21 protein-coding genes and 1 rRNA gene are annotated in these 23,030 nt (G+C 48.3%); 1 reads left to right on the forward strand and 21 read right to left on the reverse strand.

Features of this window, described 5'->3' with window-relative positions:
• Nucleotides 1-4 precede the first annotated feature (4 nt).
• The 17 genes from hslU to LKE40_02925 form a co-directional block, all read right to left on the reverse strand.
• Complete coding sequence (gene hslU / locus LKE40_02845; protein MCH3916413.1) at nucleotides 5-1,354, reverse strand: ATP-dependent protease ATPase subunit HslU; 1,350 nt, start codon at nucleotides 1,352-1,354, stop codon at nucleotides 5-7.
• A 43-nt stretch (nucleotides 1,355-1,397) separates the two neighbouring features.
• A complete protein-coding gene (gene hslV / locus LKE40_02850; protein ID MCH3916414.1) occupies nucleotides 1,398-1,973 on the reverse strand; it encodes an ATP-dependent protease subunit HslV in 576 nt (191 codons plus the stop codon).
• Nucleotides 1,973-2,884: a tyrosine-type recombinase/integrase gene (locus LKE40_02855; protein MCH3916415.1), complete on the reverse strand. Its 912-nt coding sequence runs from the start codon at nucleotides 2,882-2,884 to the stop codon at nucleotides 1,973-1,975. Before LKE40_02855 ends, hslV begins: the two co-directional genes overlap by 1 nt.
• A gap of 32 nt (nucleotides 2,885-2,916) precedes the next feature.
• The gene (locus LKE40_02860) at nucleotides 2,917-3,729 is read right to left on the reverse strand and encodes a hypothetical protein (protein ID MCH3916416.1); all 813 of its coding nucleotides are present in this window, start codon (nucleotides 3,727-3,729) and stop codon (nucleotides 2,917-2,919) included.
• 36 nt (nucleotides 3,730-3,765) lie between these two features.
• On the reverse strand, nucleotides 3,766-4,524 hold the full coding sequence (locus LKE40_02865; GenBank protein MCH3916417.1) for a TSUP family transporter: 759 nt from the start codon (nucleotides 4,522-4,524) through the stop codon (nucleotides 3,766-3,768).
• A complete protein-coding gene (locus tag LKE40_02870; protein MCH3916418.1) occupies nucleotides 4,525-5,451 on the reverse strand; it encodes a tyrosine-type recombinase/integrase in 927 nt (308 codons plus the stop codon).
• Complete coding sequence (gene ftsZ, locus LKE40_02875; GenBank protein ID MCH3916419.1) at nucleotides 5,452-6,702, reverse strand: cell division protein FtsZ; 1,251 nt, start codon at nucleotides 6,700-6,702, stop codon at nucleotides 5,452-5,454.
• A 23-nt stretch (nucleotides 6,703-6,725) separates the two neighbouring features.
• The gene (gene ftsA / locus LKE40_02880; protein ID MCH3916420.1) at nucleotides 6,726-7,964 is read right to left on the reverse strand and encodes a cell division protein FtsA; all 1,239 of its coding nucleotides are present in this window, start codon (nucleotides 7,962-7,964) and stop codon (nucleotides 6,726-6,728) included.
• Between the two features lies 1 nt (nucleotide 7,965).
• Complete coding sequence (locus LKE40_02885; GenBank protein MCH3916421.1) at nucleotides 7,966-8,718, reverse strand: hypothetical protein; 753 nt, start codon at nucleotides 8,716-8,718, stop codon at nucleotides 7,966-7,968.
• Nucleotides 8,715-9,863 carry an FtsW/RodA/SpoVE family cell cycle protein gene (locus LKE40_02890; GenBank protein ID MCH3916422.1) on the reverse strand — a complete coding sequence of 383 codons (1,149 nt, stop codon included), beginning with the start codon at nucleotides 9,861-9,863 and terminating at the stop codon, nucleotides 8,715-8,717. Before LKE40_02890 ends, LKE40_02885 begins: the two co-directional genes overlap by 4 nt.
• Before the next feature lie 8 nt (nucleotides 9,864-9,871).
• Nucleotides 9,872-10,828, reverse strand: coding sequence for a hypothetical protein (locus LKE40_02895; protein ID MCH3916423.1), 957 nt, complete (start codon nucleotides 10,826-10,828; stop codon nucleotides 9,872-9,874).
• Nucleotides 10,825-12,195 (reverse strand): UDP-N-acetylmuramoyl-tripeptide--D-alanyl-D-alanine ligase, encoded by a 1,371-nt coding sequence (locus LKE40_02900; GenBank protein ID MCH3916424.1) that lies wholly within the window; start codon nucleotides 12,193-12,195, stop codon nucleotides 10,825-10,827. Before LKE40_02900 ends, LKE40_02895 begins: the two co-directional genes overlap by 4 nt.
• A 9-nt stretch (nucleotides 12,196-12,204) precedes the next feature.
• On the reverse strand, nucleotides 12,205-12,519 hold the full coding sequence (locus LKE40_02905; GenBank protein MCH3916425.1) for a hypothetical protein: 315 nt from the start codon (nucleotides 12,517-12,519) through the stop codon (nucleotides 12,205-12,207).
• Nucleotides 12,516-13,457 carry a 16S rRNA (cytosine(1402)-N(4))-methyltransferase RsmH gene (gene rsmH, locus LKE40_02910; protein ID MCH3916426.1) on the reverse strand — a complete coding sequence of 314 codons (942 nt, stop codon included), beginning with the start codon at nucleotides 13,455-13,457 and terminating at the stop codon, nucleotides 12,516-12,518. Before rsmH ends, LKE40_02905 begins: the two co-directional genes overlap by 4 nt.
• A gap of 13 nt (nucleotides 13,458-13,470) precedes the next feature.
• On the reverse strand, nucleotides 13,471-13,923 hold the full coding sequence (locus LKE40_02915; GenBank protein MCH3916427.1) for a cell division/cell wall cluster transcriptional repressor MraZ: 453 nt from the start codon (nucleotides 13,921-13,923) through the stop codon (nucleotides 13,471-13,473).
• Between the two features lie 294 nt (nucleotides 13,924-14,217).
• The gene (locus tag LKE40_02920) at nucleotides 14,218-15,825 is read right to left on the reverse strand and encodes a DUF1957 domain-containing protein (protein ID MCH3916428.1); all 1,608 of its coding nucleotides are present in this window, start codon (nucleotides 15,823-15,825) and stop codon (nucleotides 14,218-14,220) included.
• Nucleotides 15,825-16,562, reverse strand: coding sequence for a DUF4912 domain-containing protein (locus LKE40_02925; GenBank protein ID MCH3916429.1), 738 nt, complete (start codon nucleotides 16,560-16,562; stop codon nucleotides 15,825-15,827). The genes LKE40_02920 and LKE40_02925 overlap by 1 nt, the downstream gene beginning before the upstream one ends.
• Nucleotides 16,563-16,675: 113 nt before the next feature.
• On the opposite strand from LKE40_02925, the gene LKE40_02930 reads away from it, so the two are divergent.
• Nucleotides 16,676-19,060 carry a DUF3536 domain-containing protein gene (locus LKE40_02930; GenBank protein MCH3916430.1) on the forward strand — a complete coding sequence of 795 codons (2,385 nt, stop codon included), beginning with the start codon at nucleotides 16,676-16,678 and terminating at the stop codon, nucleotides 19,058-19,060.
• Nucleotides 19,061-19,207: 147 nt separating this feature from the next.
• Here LKE40_02930 and recN read toward each other — a convergent pair whose 3' ends face one another.
• From recN to rrf, 4 genes are all read right to left on the reverse strand, one after another.
• Nucleotides 19,208-20,863, reverse strand: coding sequence for a DNA repair protein RecN (recN, locus tag LKE40_02935; GenBank protein MCH3916431.1), 1,656 nt, complete (start codon nucleotides 20,861-20,863; stop codon nucleotides 19,208-19,210).
• Entirely contained in the window at nucleotides 20,856-21,725 is an 870-nt protein-coding gene (locus LKE40_02940) for an NAD(+)/NADH kinase (GenBank protein MCH3916432.1), read from the reverse strand. Before LKE40_02940 ends, recN begins: the two co-directional genes overlap by 8 nt.
• Nucleotides 21,726-21,735: 10 nt before the next feature.
• On the reverse strand, nucleotides 21,736-22,773 hold the full coding sequence (locus LKE40_02945) for a DegT/DnrJ/EryC1/StrS family aminotransferase (GenBank protein MCH3916433.1): 1,038 nt from the start codon (nucleotides 22,771-22,773) through the stop codon (nucleotides 21,736-21,738).
• A gap of 132 nt (nucleotides 22,774-22,905) precedes the next feature.
• Nucleotides 22,906-23,016, reverse strand: a 5S ribosomal RNA gene (gene rrf, locus LKE40_02950).
• Nucleotides 23,017-23,030 lie beyond the last annotated feature (14 nt).

Genomic DNA, 23,030 nt, shown 5'->3' on the forward strand with positions numbered 1-23,030 from the left:
GCTCCTACAGGATGAACCGGGAAAGATCCTGGTCCTCGACTACATCGCCAAGCCGGCGGTCAACATAATCAGATGTTATCGTAATTGTCTGTCCTGTCAGTTCATCCGCACTGAAACTCAGCTCCTCAAGCAGCTTCTCCATGATCGTATATAAACGTCTGGCTCCGATGTTCTCATTGGCAGTATTTACCTGATGTGCAATCTCGCTGATCCTGCTGATGGCATCATCACGGAAAACAATATCCACGCCCTCAGTCTTGAGCAGTTCATGGTATTGCATGGTAATTGCATTCTTCGGCTCAACCAGGATTCTCTTGAAATCATCAACAGTAAGATCATCCAGTTCCACACGGAGAGGGAAACGTCCTTGGAGTTCAGGTATGAGATCGCTGGGCTTTGAGACATGGAAAGCACCGCTTGCGATGAAAAGGATGTGGGTCGTGTCAATGACACCCCACTTGGTGTTTACCTTGGTTCCTTCGACGATGGGCAGAATATCACGCTGGACACCTTCACGGGAAACATCCTGTCCTCCGCTGCGTTGTCCCTCTGCATTGGCTATCTTATCTATCTCATCAATGAAGATGATGCCCATCTGCTCGACACGTTCCTTTGCCTCGTCCTTGGCCTTGTCAGGGTCGACAAGTTTGTCAAGTTCTTCCTCTCTGAGCAGTTCCCTGGCCCTTTTGATGGAACAGACACGCTTCTGGGGCTGACGGAGCATGGAAGAAATAGAATTCATTGCATTCTGTATATCTTCCATATTTCCACCGCCGAACATCTCGACACCGAGAGAAGAACCGGAAGAAGTGACATTGAGTTCGACTTCCTTATCTTCAAAGGCACCCTCATGGAGCATTTTCCTGAATTTCTCCCTGGTTGTCGTCTTGTCCTCTTCAAGGGCACCCTGTGAAGCATCCAGCTTCGGCAAAAGCAAATCAAGAAGCCGTTCTTCGACCAATGCATCCACTTTGTCAGCATTGTTTTCACTTGCTTCTTTCTTTACCATCTGCAAGGAAACCCCCATCAAATCCCTTACCATAGATTCCACATCGCGCCCGACATAGCCCACCTCAGTAAACTTGGTAGCTTCGACCTTGATGAACGGGGCACCGCTGAGCTGGCTTATCCGTCTGGCCAATTCAGTCTTTCCACATCCTGTAGGACCGATGAGTATCATGTTCTTGGGAGATACTTCATCCCTGATCTCAGGAGGAAGCCTCTTACGTCTGGTGCGGTTCCTGATAGCAACAGCAATCGTACGCTTTGCTTTTTCCTGTCCGATTATATACTTGTCCAACTCAGCCACAATCTGTGACGGTTTCATTTCATCCAAATTCTGCAATTGTTTCATTCTTGCTTTCCTATAATAAAGGGAACCGTAGCCACGTTCCCTACTAATTTTTCTTTGTAGCATCCATAAAGGTTTCAGGTTCACCTGGAACCTCAACCAAAATCTTGTCATCGGTATAGATGCACAGGGACGATGCAATCTTGACGCTTCTGTAGGCAATCTCACGTGCATCCATATCCACTTTTGCATCAATATATGCCAGAGCTGCAGAAAGCGCAAAGTTTCCGCCGCTTCCGATAGCCATTACATTGTATTCCGGTTCAACGACATCACCGACGCCGGTAAGCAGGAGAATCTTGTCATTGTTCGCCACGATCATCTGTGCATCAAGCTGCCTCAGTTGCTGGTCAGCTCTCCATAGCTTTGCCATTTCCACTGCCGACCGTACCAAGTCGCCGGAATATTTCTTCAGTTTCTGTTCAAAGTGCTCAAAAAGGGTAAAGGCATCAGCCGTTCCACCGGCAAAACCGGTAACGACCTGTCCGTCATAAAGCTGACGGACCTTCCGTGCATTTCCCTTTAGAATAGTGTTTCCGGCAGTTACCTGTCCGTCACCGGCCAATGCAACCTTACCGTCTTTCTTCACTGCTACGATTGTAGTTCCTCTGTATTGTTCCATTATGTTTCCCTTCCATGAGGATGACTGTCCAAATAGACTTCCCTCATTTTTTTCTGTGAGACATGCGTATAAATCTGTGTTGTCGAAAGCGACACATGCCCCAACAGTTCCTGGACAACCCTTATGGATGCCCCGTTGTCAAGCAAATGGGTAGCATAGGTATGCCGCAGGACATGCGGCGTAAATCTCTTCTGCCAGCCAAAAGCAAGACGCTGTGCTTCAAAAATACTCTCAACAGTTGAAATCGACAACCTTTTTCCTTTGTCTGATACAAAGAAAATGTCCAGATCCGACTTTCCCTTGATCCCCTTGAGTCTTTGCAGGACACTTCTCTGGGAAAGGTAGTACCGGGCAAGTTCCCTGCAATGGTCCGTCAGGTAAACTTTTCTCTGCTTGCTTCCTTTTCCCATGACAAGGAAACCATCGGCTTCCAGGTCAACATCCCGTACGTTGAGAGGCAGCAATTCCCCTATCCTGCAACCGGTGTCGTAGAGCATCGTAAACAGCAGTACGTTCCTTAATTTCGGGAAGGTATCTGTCGGCTGACTGAGCAGACGATGTACTTCCTCGACAGTAAGGACCGTCGGAAGCGGTCGTCCTGTCCCCCTGGTTGATACTGAAGAAAACGGATTATGTTCCGTATAGCCATGTTTGCGGCAATAGGTAAAGAACCCTCGCAGACAACTGATTTTTCTGGCTATGCTCCGTTTTGACAGATGTTGTCCCTCCAGCAGTCCAAGATACAGTATGGCATCCCCGTCAGCAACGGCAGCAATATCAATCTGCTTATCAGCCAGAAAAGCCAAGAACTGTCTGATATCATTCCCATAGGCTTCCAGCGTATTAGGACTACGTGAGCCGACAGCTTTCAGCACATCAAGATATTCTCCAAGCAATCCATACCCATCCATGATTTTTCCATTCTATCATTGCATAAGGACTCTCACAAGCCAGAAGGGCATGTCTCTTTCATCGGTAAACCTTGCAATCTTGCCAAGTCCTCATAGCCATGTACCATAATTGCACCATCATCAAACAACTGCTTGGATCCTCTGCAGAACATCCGTCCGTCGACCCCACACTGATGGACATAGCATTCAATGCCAGAATCCAAGGCTTCCTGCACACAGGACAGGGATCCGCTTCGCTGCGATGCCTGCAGCACGACAAGACAGGATGCCAAGCCGACCAACAACGTAGCCCCGTTTCTCCTTGCCCCCGGCTGGGAGTTCCCCATCCAAGGTTCCATGCACGATACCGTAGCAACACCAGATCGATGTCTGCAATGGTCCAATCCACAACCGGCGACCCTGACAGGCACCGTGCCCCCTGCAGCAATACCGGCAAGCATCCGGGAACCGCAGGTCCCTTCTCCTGTCAGTACTACCGAAATTCCATTGAAAGAAAGGGCCCGTGAGAAACCATAGGCACAGCAAAGTACGTCATCATAGGCAGTATCACTGCACGTCAAGGCAACAGCCATACCGCAGGTTGACGGAAACGGAGCGTCAGATGTAAGCCGATACGGAGGATGTGCAAGCCTGTAGAGACCTTCAGGATATCCATCCTCTCCGCAGAAAGCTACCCTGTAATTCCTAAAGCTGTCCAACCGTGCAGAAATATCGGGAAATGATCGGTGGGAGACTATCAATGACTCGATTTCAGCAACACAGAGATCCTGTTTCTCAAATACAGGCTTCAGCTGTTCCTGTTCAAAAGGAAGCAACGACAACAGCAGTTTTCTTTCCCTATCCATGTCCTGTTATACAAAAAAGACAGGAAAACGGTTGTGTCAGACCAGGAAACTGAAAATGAGTTTCAAAAGCAACAGTGCCATTACGATCAGCATGATCGGCTTGACAATTGCAACACCTTTCCTGATTGCCATGCCAGCACCCAGATATGAACCGGCAATCTGGCATGCAGCACAGGGGATTGCAATAAGATAATCAATGTTGCCATTGAGGATGAATGTTGCCAAAGCCGCAACGTTGCTGGCCAAGTTGACAATCTTTGTCGTACCGCAGGAAGTGACGATATCAAGTCCGATCAAGGCAGAAAAAAGGAAAGTAAGGAAAACACCGGTTCCAGGTCCGAAAAAACCGTCATAGAATCCGATGAGCAGGCAGGCTATGCAGCATATGAAGTAAGTAAGCGGACCATCTGCCATCCGTCTCTTTGCAACCCCGAAGTCCTTTTTCAACAGCGTAAAGGCTGCTATGACAGGGACCAGCACCACCATCAGATACCGCAGGAACGTATCTGAAGCCTGGAGTGCCACATGGGCTCCGACAGCGGAACCGACAAGGCTGAAGATGACAGCGAAGGTTCCCAATTTCATCTCAACTTGTCCGGCTCTGATATAACGTATCGCAGCCACCGTCGTACCGCTGGTAGAGGCAAACTTGTTGTTTCCCAATGCCAGATGAGGCGGCATTCCCAATGCCATGTAGGAAGTAAGGGAAATCAAGCCGCCGCCGCCTGCAATTGAATCAACGAAACCGGCAAGGAAAATAAGAGGACATAATATGATAAGCATCTTCGGATCCATTCACTCGTGCTCCCGTACAGGCTTATCAGATGCAAGGTCCTTGTGATATCTGGCATACGCCTGTTTCCTGTCAGTATCATCGACGTGAGTATATATCTGCGTCGTCTGGATGTCACTATGGCCAAGCAGTTCCTGGACGACCCGAAGGTCAGCCCCGCCTTGCAGCAGGTGAGTTGCAAAGCAATGCCGGAGCGTATGGACATGCAGGAATGGAAGATCAGCCTGAAGTGCATACATTTCCAATCTCTTGCTTACAGCCTGACGTGTCAGTCCTGTTCCCCGCCTGCCAAGGAATACAAGCGGGTTCTTTTTCCCTCCGGTCAGCAGGGGACGGGATTCAGCGAAATACAAATCCATATATTTCTGGGCTACTTCACCTACCGGTATCGTCCGCATCTTCCTGCCTTTGCCTACTATGGTAACGGCGTTCTTCTGATAATCAGGCAATCGCAATGAGATAGCCTCGCTTATCCGCAGTCCACAGCTATAAATAAGCTCAAACAAGGCCCTGTCCCTGATAGAAAGGGAATCTGTAAGGGGAATCACGGCAAACAGATGGTCTATTTCTTCTTTTGAGGCAACTTCAGGAAGTTTCCGGTGTACTTTGATGGCATCGAGCAATTCAAGGGGATTATCAGTGCGATATCTATGGGAAACCAGGAAACCTGCAAAACTTCGCAAGGCAGACATATCCTTTGCCTTGGTCCGGTCACAGAGCTGTCGCTGGTTGTCGCAACTGACCATGTAGCCTTCCACATCCCTTGATGCAAAATCATCGACATCTTTTCCGATTGAGACTAGATAAGCAAGGAACGTAGAGACTTCCCGCAGATAGTCAGCGACGGTCACGTCAAGCAACCGCCGCTGATATGCCAGATAATCACGATAGTCTTCGAGGATCTGGTCCCGATAGATAGAGAGAGGCATTTATTTCTTGTCCACCTTCTGGTACCGCAGTACAGCCGGTATATTGTAGTCATCCTGCTCACCGCCATTTGCCTGGGCACCGATACGCTGCTGCAGATCCTGCCAACGATTGACTGTTATTGTCTCGACTCCCGACGGAGCTTTCTTTTCTCCATCTTCACCAGTTTCCTTTTCTTTCTTTTCAGCGCTTTCATCCGAAGTAGTCTCGACCCCCTTCTTGGTCTTCTCCGCCGTAGCCGAAGGGAACAGATGTTCTCCTACGCTCTCTGGTCCGGCTTCAAAGCCAGTGGCAACAACCGTTACCTTGACTTTGTCTCCAAGTTCAGAATTGAAGGACTGTCCTGCAATGATCAAGGCATCTTCAGCACATTTCTCGGTAATCAGTTCCACTACATCCTGATATTCCTGGATTGTCAGGGAGTCAGAACCGGCAAGATTGACCAAGACGCTCTTTGCTCCCTGGATGGAAGCATTTGCAAGCAACGGATTGGAAATGGCCTGGCGGGCAGCGTCGACGGCACGGTTGGCACCTTCCCCGAAGCCGATGCCCATAAGGGCATCTCCCTTGCCTTTCATTACCGTCCGCACATCGGCAAAGTCGATGTTGATTTCACCGGGTTCGGTAATAAGTTCCGAAATACCCTGCACGCCCATATACAGCACTTCATCAGCCATCAGGAAAGCCTGTTTGATCGGTGTATTGTTCTCCACTACATTGAGCAGATATTGGTTGGGTATGATAATCAACGTGTCTACCTGGGCACGGAGCTTCTCTATGCCCTGCTCGGCAAGCTGCATTTTCTTCTTGCCCTCAAATGCAAAGGGAGTAGTGACGACGCCGACCGTCAGTGCATTGGCACTCTTGGCAACCTCAGCGACTACAGGAGCCGCTCCGGTCCCAGTTCCGCCGCCCATGCCGGCAGTGACAAAGACCATGTCACAGTTCTCGACTTCTGCACGAATATCCTCTTTGCTTTCGATGGCAGCTTTTTCGCCTATCTCAGGAATGCCGCCGGCTCCCAGCCCTTCGGTCAGAGCCTTTCCCAATGTCAGACGTGTCTGTGCATTGGATCGTTGCAGTGCCTGCATATCGGTATTCATTGCGACAAAGTTCACCTTCTTCAATCCACTGGCTATCATACGGTTGACCGCATTGCCACCGGCTCCGCCTACTCCGATGACCTTGATGGTAGTCTCAACCGCCTGCTCGCCGGATATCATATCCTGCACTTCAAACATTCCTACATCCATAGCTACTCATTTCCTTATCATAGTCAAAATATCGATCTGAAAAAGTTCGAGACCTTCCGTACCACACCGCCATCTTTCTTGCCCTTCCTCCGTGGAACATCGGAAGAGGATTCCAGATGCTTTTTGGTATTGCTTTTCAAAAGCCCCAGGACAGTCGTGTACTGAGGGCTGATATAATTCCTGTCAAGACCACCGATGGCTTCAGGGAATCCTACCCTGCAAGGCATCCTGAAGATTTCCGTAGCAAGATCGGCAATACCGGACATCATGGCACCGCCGCCGACAAGGACGACGCCGCCGCCGATATTCCCTAGGTCAGGGACACTGCGCAACTTGTTCTGCAACCGGGAAAATATCTCAGCCATACGGGCTTCGATGATCTTCGACAGTTCCCGCTTCGGCAATCTGATCGCAGGCAAATTGCCCGCCTGGGGAATGAGGACCATTTCATCACTGGAAACCGAGGGAACGTAACAATGCCCATACTCAAGCTTCAGTTGCTCTGCAATGGCCTTCGTCTTGCCCAAGATCTGTGCAATGTCCTCAGTTACGGATTCCCCTCCAAGGTTTACTCCTCCGGTATACATGGGAGTACCGCCACTGTAGACGATCATGTCTGTGGTACCGGCACCGATGTTGATCAGGATAGTACCCATCTCCTTGTCTTCCGAAGACAAAGTTACATCCGCATCGGCAAGGCTCTGCAGCGTCGTCCGAAGTACATCCAGGCCAAGACGCTGCACACATTTCCTATGAGTCTGGCAAAGCACTGAACTGGCAGTTACCACAAGGACCTTCGTCTCAAGTCGATGGCCGAGCATGTCGATGGGGTCTTTGATACCACTCCTCCCATCTATCTTGAAATCCTGTACCAGAGAATGGATGATCTCACGGTCACTGGGCAATGCAAAGGCCCGTGCGACTTCCATACTTCTGAATACATCTTCTTTTTTGATTTCCTGATCAGGGTCACTGATGCTGACGACACCCTGGCTCATGATTCCCTGTACGGATTCTCCGCCGACTCCGATTATGACATCGTTGATCTCAGTCCCTGCAAGCATCTGGGCTTCATTTATAACGCTGTTGATTGATCTGACGGCACTTTCTATGTTGATGATCGTCCCATGCAGGACACCTTCGCTGGCTCTTTCGCAGATGCTGTCTACCATCAGCTGGTCATCCCTACCGACCGATCCAATGACGCACCTGACCGTCTCAGACCCGATATCCAGCCCCATCATCATCTTTTCTCCAGCCAACTTAGCACCCTCCCAATTTGCCGCTTCTTACTACAAGGGCATCATGGTATATATATATTTCCCTGTCATGCTTCCCGTTCTGCAAGCCAAGTCCAAGGATTCTTCGGACAGCCTTTTCCAGATTCGGTAGGTCAGCTTCCTGACGAATGGATATTTGTGTAAAACCATCAGCCAGGGTCAAAGTATACAAAGCAGACCCATAGTTGATATTATTATCGCATTTCAGGCTGCATATCAAGTAAGAAGTTTCATTTATCCTCATAACCATACGTATTGCCTCTTCAAGACCAGACATTCTATCCCCTGTATCCAAAAGCTTTGCAAATGTCGGAGTAAGGACAACTTCAAGACCCAGGCCAGCGGCATACCTTCCATCGCCTTTGCCGATACGTACGATTCCTTCTCCGTTCATGACACCCCAGACCGTTCCATCGGTAACAAGGTGAGCAAATACAGGCTGCTTTTCAAGCACGATCCTCAGCACATTGCCACTGAAAGTACTACCGGCAACCATTGCAACGAAAGGACTGTCCGCAAACCGGCTGATATTTCCTTCCAGCAACTGTAGGGGATAACTGTGTCTTCCAAGATGATTTGCCTCATCAATCAGGCTCACGGGCAAAGCAGTATCCTGCTTACCTTGCCATGATATCTCGACTGTCTTGATCTGGAAGGGAGGAAAGAAAAACAGAAAACAGAGCAGGATAGCCAATGCTATCAGCAGGACAAGAGCCAACAGGATACTTTTTTTCATAAGGCACCTTCTGTTTCCCGCAACCCCTTGAGGATGAACGAAGATTCAAAGATGACGATAAGCAGGTTGGTACCGCCTTGGCTGAAAAAAGGAAGCGGAATTCCCGTAGGTGGCAGAAGGCCCGTGCAGACCATCAGGTTGACCAGTGCCTGGAACACGACCATCAGGGTTACTCCCAGAAGAAAGCGGGAAAAAAACAAATTCTCATTGTCAGCTTCCCGGCTTGAGGCCTTGAGACCGAAGTAAGCATAGCAAAGGAACAAGAAGCAGACAAACGCTATCCCGATCAAACCAGTTTCTTCACCTATGTTGGAAATGATGAAATCATTGTGGACCTCAGGCAATCTTCCCAGCTTATATATTCCCTGTCCTATCCCCTTGCCAAGCAAGCCTCCCGAGCCGATTGCTTTCAGGGAATTGGACATCTGATAGTTTATACCCTGATGGTCAAGAGAAGGAAAAAGAAATGAAACGACTCGAAGCAACCTGTATTTTTCTGATAACAGAAGTCCTGCTGCCGGTACAGGAAGAAAGACAAGTACTGACAGCAGCCTCTTCCATGAAACACCTATCATGATACAGAGCAACAGATTGACTGCCAGATACAGCACGGAGGTAGAATAATCCCGTTGCATGAGGATAAGGACTGAAAAAGACAAGACGACAAACAGAGCCAGATAGTCTTTTACCCATTTCTCCAGAGACAATTCCATCAGTGCAGGAATAAAACAGATGGTTGCAAGCTTCACGACTTCCGAAGGCTGGAAACTAGGAATCGGTCCCAGGCTTATCCAACGCCGCGCTCCCAGGCTTTCGACTCCGAAATGTGTAAAAAGCGTCAGGAACATCAGCAGATACGCACAGCCCACAAGGGGAAAAGCCGATAGTTTCGCAATCTTTTCAAAAGGCAGCGGCTGCATGATCAGTCCGAGGACAAGGCCTGCCAAGGCAAAGATTGCCTGTTTCTTGAAGAAATATGCAGCAGGAAGCCCTTTTGAAACTGCGAAGAAACTGCTTGCACTGTACAGTGAGGCAAGCCCTGTACCAATCAGCAGGATTGCAAGACACAGGAAACGGAACCAGTCATCCTGTCCCAGGGGCAGCCGGTCGTCCTGCTGCCGGATTCCTTCGTCCAGAATTTCCATGGCAATCCTTAGATCAGACAGAGATAGACCAGCAGTGCAACGATGGAAAACAACGTACTGTACATGGTGAATCTCCGTACGATCGTATCTTCGTCCTGCCCCATTTTCTGATACATGTGATGTACCGGTGCAATCGAAAACACCTTTCTGTGGAACAAGCGAATTGCAATGATCTGGACCAATGAAGAAAAGAGTTCAATGGAAAACATCAATGTGGCAACAAGGAAGAAAGGTACGACATTGAATATGACAGAAAGGACAAAAAGCATTGCCCCCAGTCCCATGGATCCGCAGTCTCCCATGAAGCAACGTGCAGGATAATGGTTGAAAACCAAAAAAGCCAAGCAGGCAACGAATACTGCCAACAGCAGCAGAAGCAGCTGCTTCATCTGGGGAACCATAAGCATGGCCAGAAAAAAGAATGCCAATATGGGAAACATCAGGTTTACAGCCAACCCATCCAATCCATCGCTGATATTGAATGCATTGACAAAGTAGACCAACAGAAAAACAAGTACGGCTGTCTGCAGCCATGGAATTGCATCCAACCAGGCAAAACCTGTATGCAGCAGGCCTTTTGTTCCGCCGAAGGCAACCAGGACAAAGGCACAGGCAAACTGAAGCAACAGCTTCTTCTTCGGTGAAATACCATCGCCGTTTACCGTCTTTGTCTTCAATACATCATCAAGGAATCCAAGCAGGGAAAAAAGGACAAGGGCAAGCAAGGCAAATTGGATCTCCGGCGTAAGCCCGATGAACAGGAAAACAGGAGCAAGGATACCTGCCAGCATGGCTACGCCACCGATGTTCGGTGTACCTTGCTTTTCCTCCTGTTCATCCATGAGTTCCGGCTTGATATGCGCAACCAATACCCCGCCTTTCCGTATCAACAGATCACAGACGATATACGTAATGAAGAATGACATGAGAGCCATGAGCATGATCTGCAATGCAAGGTTGATCATACGGCCCCCTTCAGCAATGGAATCAGCCTTTCCATTTCCATGACCCGGGAACCCTTGAGAAGGAAAAGGTCACCGCAATGCATATCGGCTTCTACGGCATAGCTCAGCTTCCCGAAATCATCACTGAAAAACAGTTTTCCAGGATATCTGCTTTCCTTCAGGAATGCATAGGCTGCTTCCATATTGCTTCCGAACAGGAAAATCGTATCCAAACCAAGGGAAGCAAGCAGCCTGCCTATTTTCCTATGTGCCGGTTTTGAATACTTGCCCAGTTCCGTCATGGAACCAAGCACAGCTTTTTTCCGGCCTCCCCACTTCAGGTTGCCCAGATATCCAAGGATACCGGCAGTCGATGAAGGAGAAGCATTGTAGCAATCCTCAATTACCGTTATCGGTCCCGCAGAGACTGTTCCTCTGCCTGGAAGAGGATGGAAAAAGCGCAGGCCATCACACAGCTGTTCATCAGAGATACCCATATCACGGGCAACTGCTACGGCAGCGGAAACATCTTCCATCTGATATGGTGCAATCAAAGGCAACCTGACTTTTTCCTTGCCGAAGCTAAGTGAACAGCCATCCAGTCCAAGATAGGTCACATCAAGGTCATCCTTGCTGAAGGATTTCAACCTGACGGGAGACCGATGCTGCAGCAATGGCCTGAGGTTGCAGTCACGGCTTACGTAGCCGGCAATTAAGTCAGCATGATATATCTTGCTTTTCTCTTTTGCTATGTTGCGTTGGCTTCCCAGCTTGCCGGCATGGGCATAGCTGATGTTCGTCACTATTGCATAAGACGGCGGCAACATCGAAAGATGGCGGTCCATCTCTCCCTTGTGGTCAACAGCCATTTCGAATACACCATAATCGGTAGAGGAATCAACCTGAAGCAAAGACAATGGCAACCCTATTTCACTGTTGAGGTTCCCTGGCGTCATGGCTACGTTGCCCTTGGCAGAAAGAATTGCAGCCAAAGCCTGTTTTGTCGTACTTTTTCCACATGAGCCGGTAATACCCACATAGGTGATATCAGGAAACTGGGCTATGTATGCGGCAGACAGGGTCTGCAACGTCCTGAGCGTATCATCACAGACAAGGACACCGGCATTCCATTTATTTGCCAGCTCACAGGCATAGGCAATGTGCTCACCATCGACAAGCAAGGCAGAAGCGCCCTTTGCAAGAGCTTCGTCAAGGAACAGATGCCCATTGACCCTGCTGCCCCGCAAGGCAACGAACAGCTTGTCCTGCAGGTCAACTCTGGTATCGATGCCGATTCCCAGAATTTTTTTCGAACATTGCCGGACTACTCTTGCACCACTGAAATTAGCTATGGAATAAATACCGTATCTATAGGAAGCAAATCCCATGGAATATCCTCACTTCCTTTCATCTATCCTCGTCAGGACGAGGTTCATGTCCATGGCCTTGCCATAGAGAGATTCAGGAGTCATCAAGGTAGCAACAGAACTCAGATGGCTCCGATACTGTTCTTCCATATCGGAGGTTGCCCTTTCCACATCACCCATTTTCTGGTCAAGGGTATCATAGATACTGCTCTGCCATACGGCAGCAAATATGGCAGCGAAACCCGCGGCAATGGAAATGAGCGTCCTAGGCCTGCTGTAGGTATGCTGATGCATCCTGCTGTCTTTCTCATTCCGCTCTTCTAGCTCTGTGTTTCTTTCAATCATTCCTGCCCTCCTTCCGGATCAGTTTTCCCTGTGACCCGTAGCTTCTCGATTACCCTTAGTTTTGCACTTCTGCTGGGAGGATTCAGTTCTGTTTCCTCGTCATCGGGCACCAGAGGTTTCTTCGTCAGTATCTTTACCCTCGGCTCCACTGTACTGTCCGTCTGTCCGGCCAGCTCCCTGAATGACCATTTGACAATCCTATCCTCCAATGAATGGAAGCTGATGACTGCCAGCCGTCCACCGGGTTGCAAGGCATCCACGGCCATGCGAATTGCCGGTCCGATCCTGTCCAGTTCCTTGTTGACGGCAATTCTCAACGCCTGGAAAGTACGGGTAGCAGGATGGATCCTGCCATACCGGTATCCCCGAGGGGCACTTTGGAAAATGACTTGTTCCAGTTCATCACTGGTAACGAACGGCTGTTTTGCACGTTGTTCGACAATTGCCCTGGCAAATCGACGGGAATACCTTTCTTCTCCATATTGGTAAATCAAGTCGGCCAAACTGTCTTCATCCAACGTATTTACCAAATCGGCAGCACTCATGGGAAGGCTTTTGTCCAGTCGCATGTCCAAGGCTTCATGTGCCTTGAAACTGAAACCTCGTTCGGATTCTTCATAATGGAAGCTGCTGATCCCCAAGTCAAAAAGTACGAGATCCAGCAAAGGTCCATGATATTGCTTGAAAAAGTCGTCAAACCAAGTATGCACAGGAACAAACCGATTGCCGTAGGGCTGCATCCTGCAGATTGCCTTTTTCTGTATTTCTACATCACAGTCCAAGCCGAACACCGTCAGCTGGTCATAGGCATCCAACATCATCTGGGTATGTCCACCCTCGCCGCAAGTGCAATCCACCATATAGGCAAGCCTGTCCCTAGGTGGGATAAGCAGGCTGAAGACTTCTTTCTTCATGACCGGATAATGGACATATTCCATAAGATATTCCTCTTTACATCAGTTCACTATAGATACCCAGGTCATTTGCAGCCGGGGCAACATCATCTCGTACGTCAAGCATCCATTTCTCATATTCATTCGAATTCCAGATCTCAAACCATGGCCGGAATTTAATCAGCAGGGCTTCTTCCTTTATTACGATACCGGCAAATTTCCTCAACGTTGCAGGAATGGCAATCCTACCGCTCTTGTCCATCGATATTTCCTGGGCAGGAGCAACCAGACGCCGCAGCAGAATCGTATTTTCCTTGTTCATCTGATGCTCAGCTGTTCCGAGGATCCTTTCATGAAGCTTTTCGAACTTTTCCCTGTCGAGAAGCCACAGGCATTTGTCAATCCCCAAAGTAAGCACAAAGGTCTTGCCTTCCAATTCCGATCGCTTTTGAATCGGAACCAGAAACCTACCCTTGTCATCGATGGTGTTGGCGTATGTACCTGTATCCATATCTCCCTCTTCTACCATAATTTTCCATATAAATCCACAGTTATACACAAATCCTAAGACAAAGTTCACATATTGGCAAGTATTTTCTTGTAGAGACCGATAATTTACAGAATTTTTAGATATTATAACTAAACATATAATAAGTTTATCGATGCTTATGAGAATTCCAACAAAACATTGGCTGGAAAAAATGAAAGAAAGACAATACAGGTATCCTACAGGATCAAAATCTTCTGCATAAAAAAAAACTGCATCAGGACGATGCAGCTCCATTACAACCTAGCCTTCAGCCGGTCATATCAGTTTCTCAAAAAGTTCCTGGTTGAATATATTATAGTTGATTGACGGGAATATGTTGTCTCTGTCTTCACACTTTACCAACCATTCCGTATTGACGGCATTCTTGCACATGTTTTCATACACCAGATTGAAATTCTGCAGATGATCCTCAAGTTGGTTCTTTGCAAAATCAATATTATTATGGTTATAGAACAGATAAGCCCAGTCACTGCTCATGGCAAGCAACAGCTCCCGCGTCGCCTGGTCAAGGAACCTCTTCTTCAGGCTCTGCTGGGAAGGGAACCTATCCGCAAGTTCTATCATCCGTTCAATTCCCTTGTGGATATGCCGATACGCCCATGCATAGGAACCATCCAGCCAGACCTGCGCAAAACCACCTGCACCCCAAGATGAGAATGCTGGTCGGATTTTCTGAAGCCGAGGCTCCAAGGCAAGTTCCTGGCTAGGAGTCGTCAGTTCCACCGGAGAATCCATCTGACAGGATTTCGTAAGGAACGTTTCAAGCCAGTCAATACCTTCGAACCACCAATGCCCGAACAGTTCCGCATCAAAACAAAGAGTAATCAAGGGATCTTTTCCATCCAGATTCGGACGAACCCGCCTCCCCTTCATCATCAGGTTATACAGGAAGTTGGAAGCATGTTCTTCTACTTTTGCCTTTGCCTTGGCAGGATCATAGAAGACCTTGTCCGCACCTTTCCCTGTAATCGCCCAATATTTGAAACCGGTAAACACCCTCACATCAGGCTCATGGATGAATGGCCGGATATAATCAAGGTCAAGGTCATAGCCGATATCCCTGTAGAATTCCCGATAGGCAGGGTCACTGGGATAGCCTTCATCGGACCAGACAAGACTGGTCAGCTGGTAGTCCCTGGGGAATACCGCAATGTCATTTTCACTATATACAGGCCTGAACACCCCTGTATCACATCTGTCCGGTGAAAAAAGAATCGATTGGCTGGCAGCTGGGAAATATCTGATCCCATGTCTGCTAAGCAATTTGTCAAGGCCCGGATAATATCCGCATTCCGGCAACCAGAATCCCTGTGGTTTCTGTCCGAACGCCTCATGGAATGTCTGGATACCAAGCATGATCTGCGCATTTACGGCAATCGGATACTCCTGATACAGGGGAAGAAAAGCATTGGTTGCTGCAGAAGTAATCAACTCAAGATAACCGCTCAGCATCAGGTCCTTGAAACCAGTCAGGATGTTCCTGTCGTATAGCTTGTCAAAATCTTCCAGGTTCTGTCTGATGTTTTCCAAATAATATTGAGCCATCTGCAGGGCCTGTGGCTGCTGCTTGGAACAACGTTCAACTTCCAGTTCCCCCAACTGTCTGTGAAGTTCAAGATATCCTATGAACCGTTCCTGCAGGAGAGTATCCTGAAGCATGGTAATCAGTGTCGGAGAAAGACAGATCGTAAGCCGATAGTTTACGCCTTTGCTCCGTAAGGAATTCAGCATCCTCAGCAATGGAAGGTAACTTTCATTGATCGATTCAAAAAGCCAATCCTCTTCAAGGAACCTCTTGTATTCCGGATGCCTTACAAAAGGCATATGGGCATGCAATATCAAATTGACATTGTTCTTTGGCATCAGTCCGTTTCTCCTTGGGAGAGCATCTTGAAAAGAGGCTCGACCACAACCGTATCCTTGAATTTACCGCTTTTTGTCACAATAGATGAAAACAACCCATTGAACAACATGGGATTGTCCGCCAATTCATCAAGATGCCTATACCAATATGGCATATCGACTTTCACTCCCATGCTCTGTGCCAAGGCAATCATCCTTCCCTTGCTGTTCCGGCAACATAGGGCAACCTGGTAGGCACAGCCCAGCTGGGGCAGGTTGACATACCATGTCGTATCCGTCTTGTCTACTTCTACTTCAAAGATTGAATTCCTCTCTGTTTCACAATCCGTTGCCGTCACACGGAGAAAAAAATGTTCTTGGTAGGTAGCATCCAATTCAAGGAGCCGGTTCATCGTCCGGGGAGCAACAGACCAATATACATATGCCCATTGGGGATCCCGAAGCATGATATGTATCGATGTTTCCTTGTATAATTCCGGCAGTTCGCTCACGCCGGGCATCTTTTGATTTTCTCCATGACCGGGACAATCGGAAAGGGCACTGATGTAGCGTTGTCCTCCATGGAGGGAAACCGCACCTGTATGCCGCTGAAAACCTGCTTCCGAAGTTTCCAAGAGTTCAAGCAAGGAATCGGTCAGCTCGTTCCTGTTCATCGAATCGACATCTTCCAGCCCTTCTTGCTGAGCCAGATTCCTCAATTCAACCAGAGACAAAGAATCAATGTCCGCCAGTATCATGCAATAAACCCCTTTCTAATGATAACGGATTCAATGTTAAGGGAAAGGCTGGTTTTGGTCAACCATACAGACAAGGATGCAAAAGGCCCTATTGCGGCAACATCTGCAACAAAATGCAAATATTGCAAGAAAAGAGTAGTGATACTCAGCTTTGTTTCTGGTATCATGCAATCATGGAACCCATAGAAAAAACAGCTCTGATCCTTCATGGTCATTTTTATCAGCCGCCTCGGGAAAATCCTCTGACAGGGATCATCCCCAAGCAGCCTTCGGCAAAACCGTTTCCTGATTGGAATGAACATATCTTCAGTCAGTGTTATGCAGCCAATACGAATTCCCGCTATCTTGACGGAAACGGAAGAATCCTTTCGATCACCAATAACTTTGAATATATATCATATAATTTCGGCCCGACGCTTCTTACATGGATAAAGGCAAACCATCCCGGTACCTACGAAAAGATCATCGAAGCAGACAGATCCAGCATACTTCGGCTGGGTCACGGCAATGCAATGGCCCAAGGATTCAACCATACGATCCTACCGCTGGACAGCCCAAGGGCAGCCAGACACCAGATCCTTTGGGGGCTTGAGGATTTTTCCTCACGTTTCGGACGGGAAGCAGAAGGCATGTGGTTGCCAGAAGCTGCAATCAATCCGGATATCATAGACCTGCTTGTAGCATCAGGGATCAAGTTCGTCATCCTTTCTCCATGGCAATGCAAAAGCATAGAGACCGAACCAGGCAAGATGGTGGACCTGGAAGGAAAACCAGCTCCCTATGACAAGCCGTATATCCTGACAGGAACGAAAGGAAACACCATCAGTGCCTTCTTCTATAATCCGCAATTGGCTGACGGCATCAGCTTCGGACATCTGCTTCGGGATGCAGACAACCTCTATCAGACCCTTGAAACCATCAAGCAGCAGGACGGACCGGCGCTCATCCATACGGCGACGGACGGAGAAATCTATGGACATCATGAACCGTTCGGAGATATGGCATTGGCTGCTTTGATCAGAAAAGTAAACGAAAGAGAAGATTTCACCTTCACCAATTACGCTACATTCCTCGAAGGACATCCTGCAGTCCTGCATGCCCAGCTGCACCCAGGGGAAGAAAACAAAGGTACAAGCTGGTCATGCTCCCATGGAGTCAGCAGGTGGTACAAGGACTGCGGATGCCATACAGGAGGCGAAGAAGGATGGAACCAGAAGTGGCGTACGCCACTTCGTGATGCACTGCAGCATAATGCCGACAGGCTGGTAACAATCTTTGATACCCGCGTGGGAGAAATATTCGATGGGCAGCTGCCTCCGGACCGACTGCTTGACCTTTATGGTGAAGTTGCCGGCCAGGCACTTTCGATGGAAGATTTTCTCAGCGGGCTTGCGACAGATTATCCTCAGGCACAGGACAACAGGGCTGAGCTGGCGTCCTTGCTGGAAGGAATAAAGAACAAGCACTTCTCATTCACATCCTGCGGATGGTTCTTCAATGACCTTGCAGGTCTTGAACCCAAACAGAACATTGCCTATGCGCTCTATGCGATCAGCCTGTTCCAGCGTTTCAGCCAGACAAGCCTCCTTTCGCCCTTCCTCAGGGAACTGAAGCAGGCAAAATGCAACAGGAAGATTGACGGAGACGGCATGGTGATTGCACAGGAAGAACTGAATGCGCTTCCCGGAGAAGTCGAAGCAACTTTGTTTTTTATCCTGAACCGACGGATTGCGGAACCACAGTTCATCACGGCCACCTATGGCAGGTTCAAGTTGCTCAGCTACAGCTATGGTGATGATTTCCCTGAACTGGAGCTCTATGATACCATTTCCTTACGTGATTTCAACATATCGACCATCATCGGCGAGGGAGAAGAATATTCAAGCTTTGAATTCTATATTGCTGTCAAAGACAAGGCTGACAACCATGTCATGCGCTATTCTGTGAATAATTCCAATATTCCCCCGAGGATGCTGGACCAGGCCTATACATGGATCGAGCATTCACTGAGCATTGTAGGCGACGATGAGCTTATGCAGATTGCCCGTGACATAGATCACTATTCGATGCTCTCAAAGAATTCCAAGTACCTGCCGATGGCAACGCTGTTCATAGAGAACATCGGTACTTGCCTGAGAGCATTGAGAAGCCTTTTCATCACCCCCAATACCCTTCCTTGGGATAAAAAGGAAGAAAGCATACACCAACTCATCGGGTTCATCAAGAAACAGGGACGACGCAGTGAAATCGAAACAATCAACGGCATATTTACCGAAGAAATAAACCGGCTGGCACTGCAGGTCCAGGAAAATGGACTTGACAAAAGCAATGTCACCTACCTCATCGGCTTCCTTGCGTTGACCAAGAATGAACAGCTGGACATCGACATGAAGAATCTCCAGAACAGCTGCTACCCATTTGTCACCGGTAAGAATCCTCTTCCAGATGAATGCAAGGATGATTTTGCCCAACTGAAGACATTGCTTGATTTTGCATAGGATGCAGGAACAGATATCGGACAGATGGCATTTTGCCATAAGAAACTGTCCGATATTTATATTTTCAATATAATAAAGAAACAATTACAATATAATTATATAATAAAAACACTTATAAACATGCAGTTAAATACTATATAATCGATATCAGTCAAGCAACTCCTTTGCATGCTCAAGCGATACTTTGCTGTTTGAATCACCTGAAAGCATCCTGGCTATTTCCTTTATCCGGGCTTCACCGGTCACCGGTACGACAAGGGAATAACTCATGCTGTCGCGGACTTCCTTGTGCACGACAAGCTGACTGTCAGCCTTGCTGGCTATCGAAGCAAGATGTGTAATTGCCAAAATCTGGGAAGAAAGGGAAAGATGTTTGAGTTCCTTTGCAACATTTGAGGCAACGACACCTCCTATCCCAGCATCGACTTCATCGAACCAGAGGGTTGCAACGGGATCTTTCTCCCGTAGCGTCGCCTTTATCGCAAGCATTACCCTGGAAAGTTCGCCACCGCTGGCGATTTCAGCCAAAGGCCGTATCTCGAGTCCCGGATTCGCGCAGAACATGAAGCTGACTCTTTCACTTCCCTTGTCATACATCCCGCAAGGTTCAAGCTGTATCGAAAGAACGGCATGGGGCATACCAAGACCATGGAGTACTGAAACAATTTCCTTGCCTAGGGCAAGGGAACCCCTTTTTCTTTTTTCAGAAAGCTTGCGCCCTGCTTCGGCGCAGGCGGATGTCGAAGATGCAATTCTTTTGTCCAAGTCTGCAAGATCCGTCTCACCGCTCGTCAGGGAATCCACTTTTGACCTTGTTTCATCACGAAAGGACAGTACCTGTGACAATGTAGGTCCATACTTTCTCATCAATCGTTGCAATTGGGCCAGCCGGGACTGCATATCATCGAGTTCTTCCTGGCTGTAGGTCATATGGGTCAGATAATCCCTGAGACTTTCATAGATATCCTCACACTCAATCTGCACGCTGCTGAGCCGGGTTGCATAGCTGGAAAGCCCACTATCATGTCCGGCAGCCTTCTCAAGGCAATCCGAGCCTTGTCCAAGCTCACTGAGGATACCGCCACCTTCATAGGACCGGAGCAACTCGACCGTCTGCTGCAGGTTGTCATGTATGTTCTCAAACTGACTCGACCGATGGATTGCATCGGCAAGCTGTTCATCCTCACCTTCCTTAGGCGCAATGCGATCAATTTCCTGAAGGGCAAAACCAAGATAATCTTCTTCCTTCTTGCCTTCTGCCATCAACCTGATCTTTTCTTCACGTTCCGCCACAAGCCGGGAATGCTCCGTAAAGCAGGCCTGATAGGCAGACAGCTCTTTCCCATCATCCGCATAGCTGTCAACAAGCTGGAGCTGTTTCTCTTCCTTCAGCAGGGACTGATGGGCATGTTGGGCAGATATATCGACCAGATGCGAGGTAATCTGCAGCAGATCACTCCGGTTCACCGGGGTATTGTTGATATAGCTCAATGTCCGCCCGTTTGATTTCAGGACACGGCGAATGATCAACTGGTCATCCTCAGCAGGCAAATTGAGAGACTGGAGCAATTGGTTGACACTTGACTGTTGCTCAAGGACAAACAATCCGCAGACACTTGCACTTTCACAGCCGACACGGATCGATGAGACATCGCCCTTGCTGCCAAGCAGCAGGGAAACAGCTGAGAGCATGATGGACTTTCCTGCTCCTGTCTCTCCCGTTATGGCCGTAAAGCCCTTGACAAATTCTATATGTGCATCTTCAATCAATGCATAGTCATGTATGTCCAAGGTCTCAAGCATGGGTTATTCCTCCTCCCGACCAATGCAGCTTGTCCCTGATGATATCAAAGCCTGTACGTTTAGCCGGAGTAATAAGCAGGGCCTTGCTCCGGGATTTTTCAATTTCAATCTCATCACCTTCTTCCAAATTGAAATTGACCTGTCCATCCAATGATACCATCAAGTCCGTACGTTGGTTGGAAAGGACGTTGACACAGACGCTGGAATCGCCGGAAACGACCAGCGGCCGGTTGGAAAGGGTAAACGGACAGATTGGCGTGATGATCAAAGCTGAAAGGTTCACATCGACAATCGGTCCACCAGCAGCAAGGTTATAGCCAGTGCTTCCTGTCGGCGTAGCAACTATCATCCCATCAGCACGGAAGGAACCTATGCAGGTATCGTCTACGCACATACCAAGGCTCACTACCTTGGTAATGCCATAGGAACCGACAGCGACTTCATTGAGAGCCGTACCATTGAAAATGGTCTTTCCCTCCCTCACGACATTGGCTTTTATCGTAAGCCTGCGATGGATTGCGTAGCCGGTATCGTTGCCTTCAAGGTAGCTGTCAAGCACTGGTCGCCATTCTGATGCAGAAATTTCTGTTATATAGCCGAAGGTCCCGATGTTGACTGCCATTATCGGAATACCAAGATCCTGCAGGTACCTTACGCAATATAGGACGGTACCGTCTCCTCCAAGGGAAATGACCAGATCGGTCTGGCTAGGGCATTCAAGGACTTCATAGCCTTCGAAAGTCTTGAATACCATGCACGGGATCGAAATAGAGTGCAGGTAAACAGAAATCTCCTGTGCCACAGCCTTGACCTGTTCTTTTTTCCAATTGGCGACAATTACGATATATCTGGGTTTTTTCAATATGCACTCCTTACGGCAAATGAGAAATCACTTTTATCAGTGTATCAACTTCGCTTCCTTTCAGAAATGGATAAAGGGGAAAAGATACAGCACGGAGAAGCGCAGGCATTGCCTGAGGGAAAAGGGCATGCTTATCCTTTACCGCCGCTCCCAGTGATTTGTCAAACATTTTTCTGCAGGAAACATGATATTTCTCTGCAAATTTGATTACATCCTCGCTTTTGGAATCCAAGACAACGGGAAAATTCCAACCATTGGTATCAAAATCAAGGCTCCCGTTGCCAAACGGTTTATGGTCAGTTTTCAAAAGTGCATCATGAAACAGCCGATAAAGTTCCCTTCTGCGTTCCAGCTGTGCATCAAGGGTAGACAGCTGTACGATACCTAACGCCGCATTCATATCAGGAAGCTCTTCCCAAGGTTCGGTGCCACAAAACCAATCATGGATCGGTTTTTTCCAGCTTTCTTCCTTATAGAGAATTGCGGCCCCTCCTCCGCAGGAAAGTATGTGCTGCTCTTCAAATGCACAGATGACTATGTCACCGATGCTCCCAGCTGTAAGCCCATCATAGGAAGAAGCAAGACTCTCCCTAATATCCTCAATGACAGGAATCCCAAGGCTATGGTAGCTTTCCTCGGAAGGAATCTGAGAATATGGCTCATCAACCAATAATACGGCATCATTTTCCTTGGAAAGTGCATCCAAGGCACTTGAAGTTGACAGGCAGCCATTTTCCCGGTTGATATCACAGAGTACCAATTTTGCACCCAACCGTCTTGCGGCAATACCGTATACAGCAGGGGAAAGGACAGAAGTCAAGATGGCAGATCCTTCATGGACCCCACAGACTGACAGTGCAGCCAGCAACGCCTGGAAATAACTCCGCAGTGCCATACCACCCTTCATGTCCAAGCGGGTACATAGCAGGGATAAAAATTCCTTTTTCCTTTCTCCTGGACCTATCCGTTCATCGACCATGGTCTGCAGGACTGCCTGCATATCTTTGCGCCGTAACGTAGGCTTTACAAATTGGATTAACTGTGCCACATCATACCTCTGCAATAGTATATGCGATTTTATTCATTTTTTCCATTAGATTCTGCAGCGATACTGCCGATAGGTATACCCGAAAGGGCAAAAAAAAAGACCCGAAGGGCCATGGAAGGGAAAAAGAAAGGGGTCCGGCGGCTGCCTACTCTCCCGCCAGAAGGCAGTACCATCGGCGCAGGGGCGCTTAACTTCCGTGTTCGGGATGGGAACGGGTGTGCCCGCCCCGCCATCGCCACCGGACCCGGCCAACGCCC

This window comes from Spirochaetia bacterium (genome assembly GCA_022482625.1).
Classification (GTDB): domain Bacteria; phylum Spirochaetota; class Spirochaetia; order Sphaerochaetales; family Sphaerochaetaceae; genus Pleomorphochaeta.

Coding starts and splice junctions, on each gene's coding strand:
- LKE40_02930 (MCH3916430.1), top strand. CDS start 16,676: ATGCAAATATTGCAAGAAAAGAGTAGTGATACTCAGCTTTGTTTCTGG.
- ftsZ (MCH3916419.1), bottom strand. CDS start 6,702: ATGGATGTAGGAATGTTTGAAGTGCAGGATATGATATCCGGCGAGCAG.
- LKE40_02925 (MCH3916429.1), bottom strand. CDS start 16,562: ATGATACTGGCGGACATTGATTCTTTGTCTCTGGTTGAATTGAGGAAT.
- hslU (MCH3916413.1), bottom strand. CDS start 1,354: ATGAAACAATTGCAGAATTTGGATGAAATGAAACCGTCACAGATTGTG.
- LKE40_02865 (MCH3916417.1), bottom strand. CDS start 4,524: ATGGATCCGAAGATGCTTATCATATTATGTCCTCTTATTTTCCTTGCC.
- LKE40_02920 (MCH3916428.1), bottom strand. CDS start 15,825: ATGCCAAAGAACAATGTCAATTTGATATTGCATGCCCATATGCCTTTT.
- LKE40_02895 (MCH3916423.1), bottom strand. CDS start 10,828: ATGATCAACCTTGCATTGCAGATCATGCTCATGGCTCTCATGTCATTC.
- LKE40_02905 (MCH3916425.1), bottom strand. CDS start 12,519: ATGATTGAAAGAAACACAGAGCTAGAAGAGCGGAATGAGAAAGACAGC.
- rsmH (MCH3916426.1), bottom strand. CDS start 13,457: ATGGAATATGTCCATTATCCGGTCATGAAGAAAGAAGTCTTCAGCCTG.
- LKE40_02915 (MCH3916427.1), bottom strand. CDS start 13,923: ATGGATACAGGTACATACGCCAACACCATCGATGACAAGGGTAGGTTT.
- LKE40_02860 (MCH3916416.1), bottom strand. CDS start 3,729: ATGGATAGGGAAAGAAAACTGCTGTTGTCGTTGCTTCCTTTTGAACAG.
- LKE40_02855 (MCH3916415.1), bottom strand. CDS start 2,884: ATGGATGGGTATGGATTGCTTGGAGAATATCTTGATGTGCTGAAAGCT.
- LKE40_02870 (MCH3916418.1), bottom strand. CDS start 5,451: ATGCCTCTCTCTATCTATCGGGACCAGATCCTCGAAGACTATCGTGAT.
- LKE40_02885 (MCH3916421.1), bottom strand. CDS start 8,718: ATGAAAAAAAGTATCCTGTTGGCTCTTGTCCTGCTGATAGCATTGGCT.
- recN (MCH3916431.1), bottom strand. CDS start 20,863: ATGCTTGAGACCTTGGACATACATGACTATGCATTGATTGAAGATGCA.
- hslV (MCH3916414.1), bottom strand. CDS start 1,973: ATGGAACAATACAGAGGAACTACAATCGTAGCAGTGAAGAAAGACGGT.
- LKE40_02900 (MCH3916424.1), bottom strand. CDS start 12,195: ATGGGATTTGCTTCCTATAGATACGGTATTTATTCCATAGCTAATTTC.
- LKE40_02890 (MCH3916422.1), bottom strand. CDS start 9,863: ATGGAAATTCTGGACGAAGGAATCCGGCAGCAGGACGACCGGCTGCCC.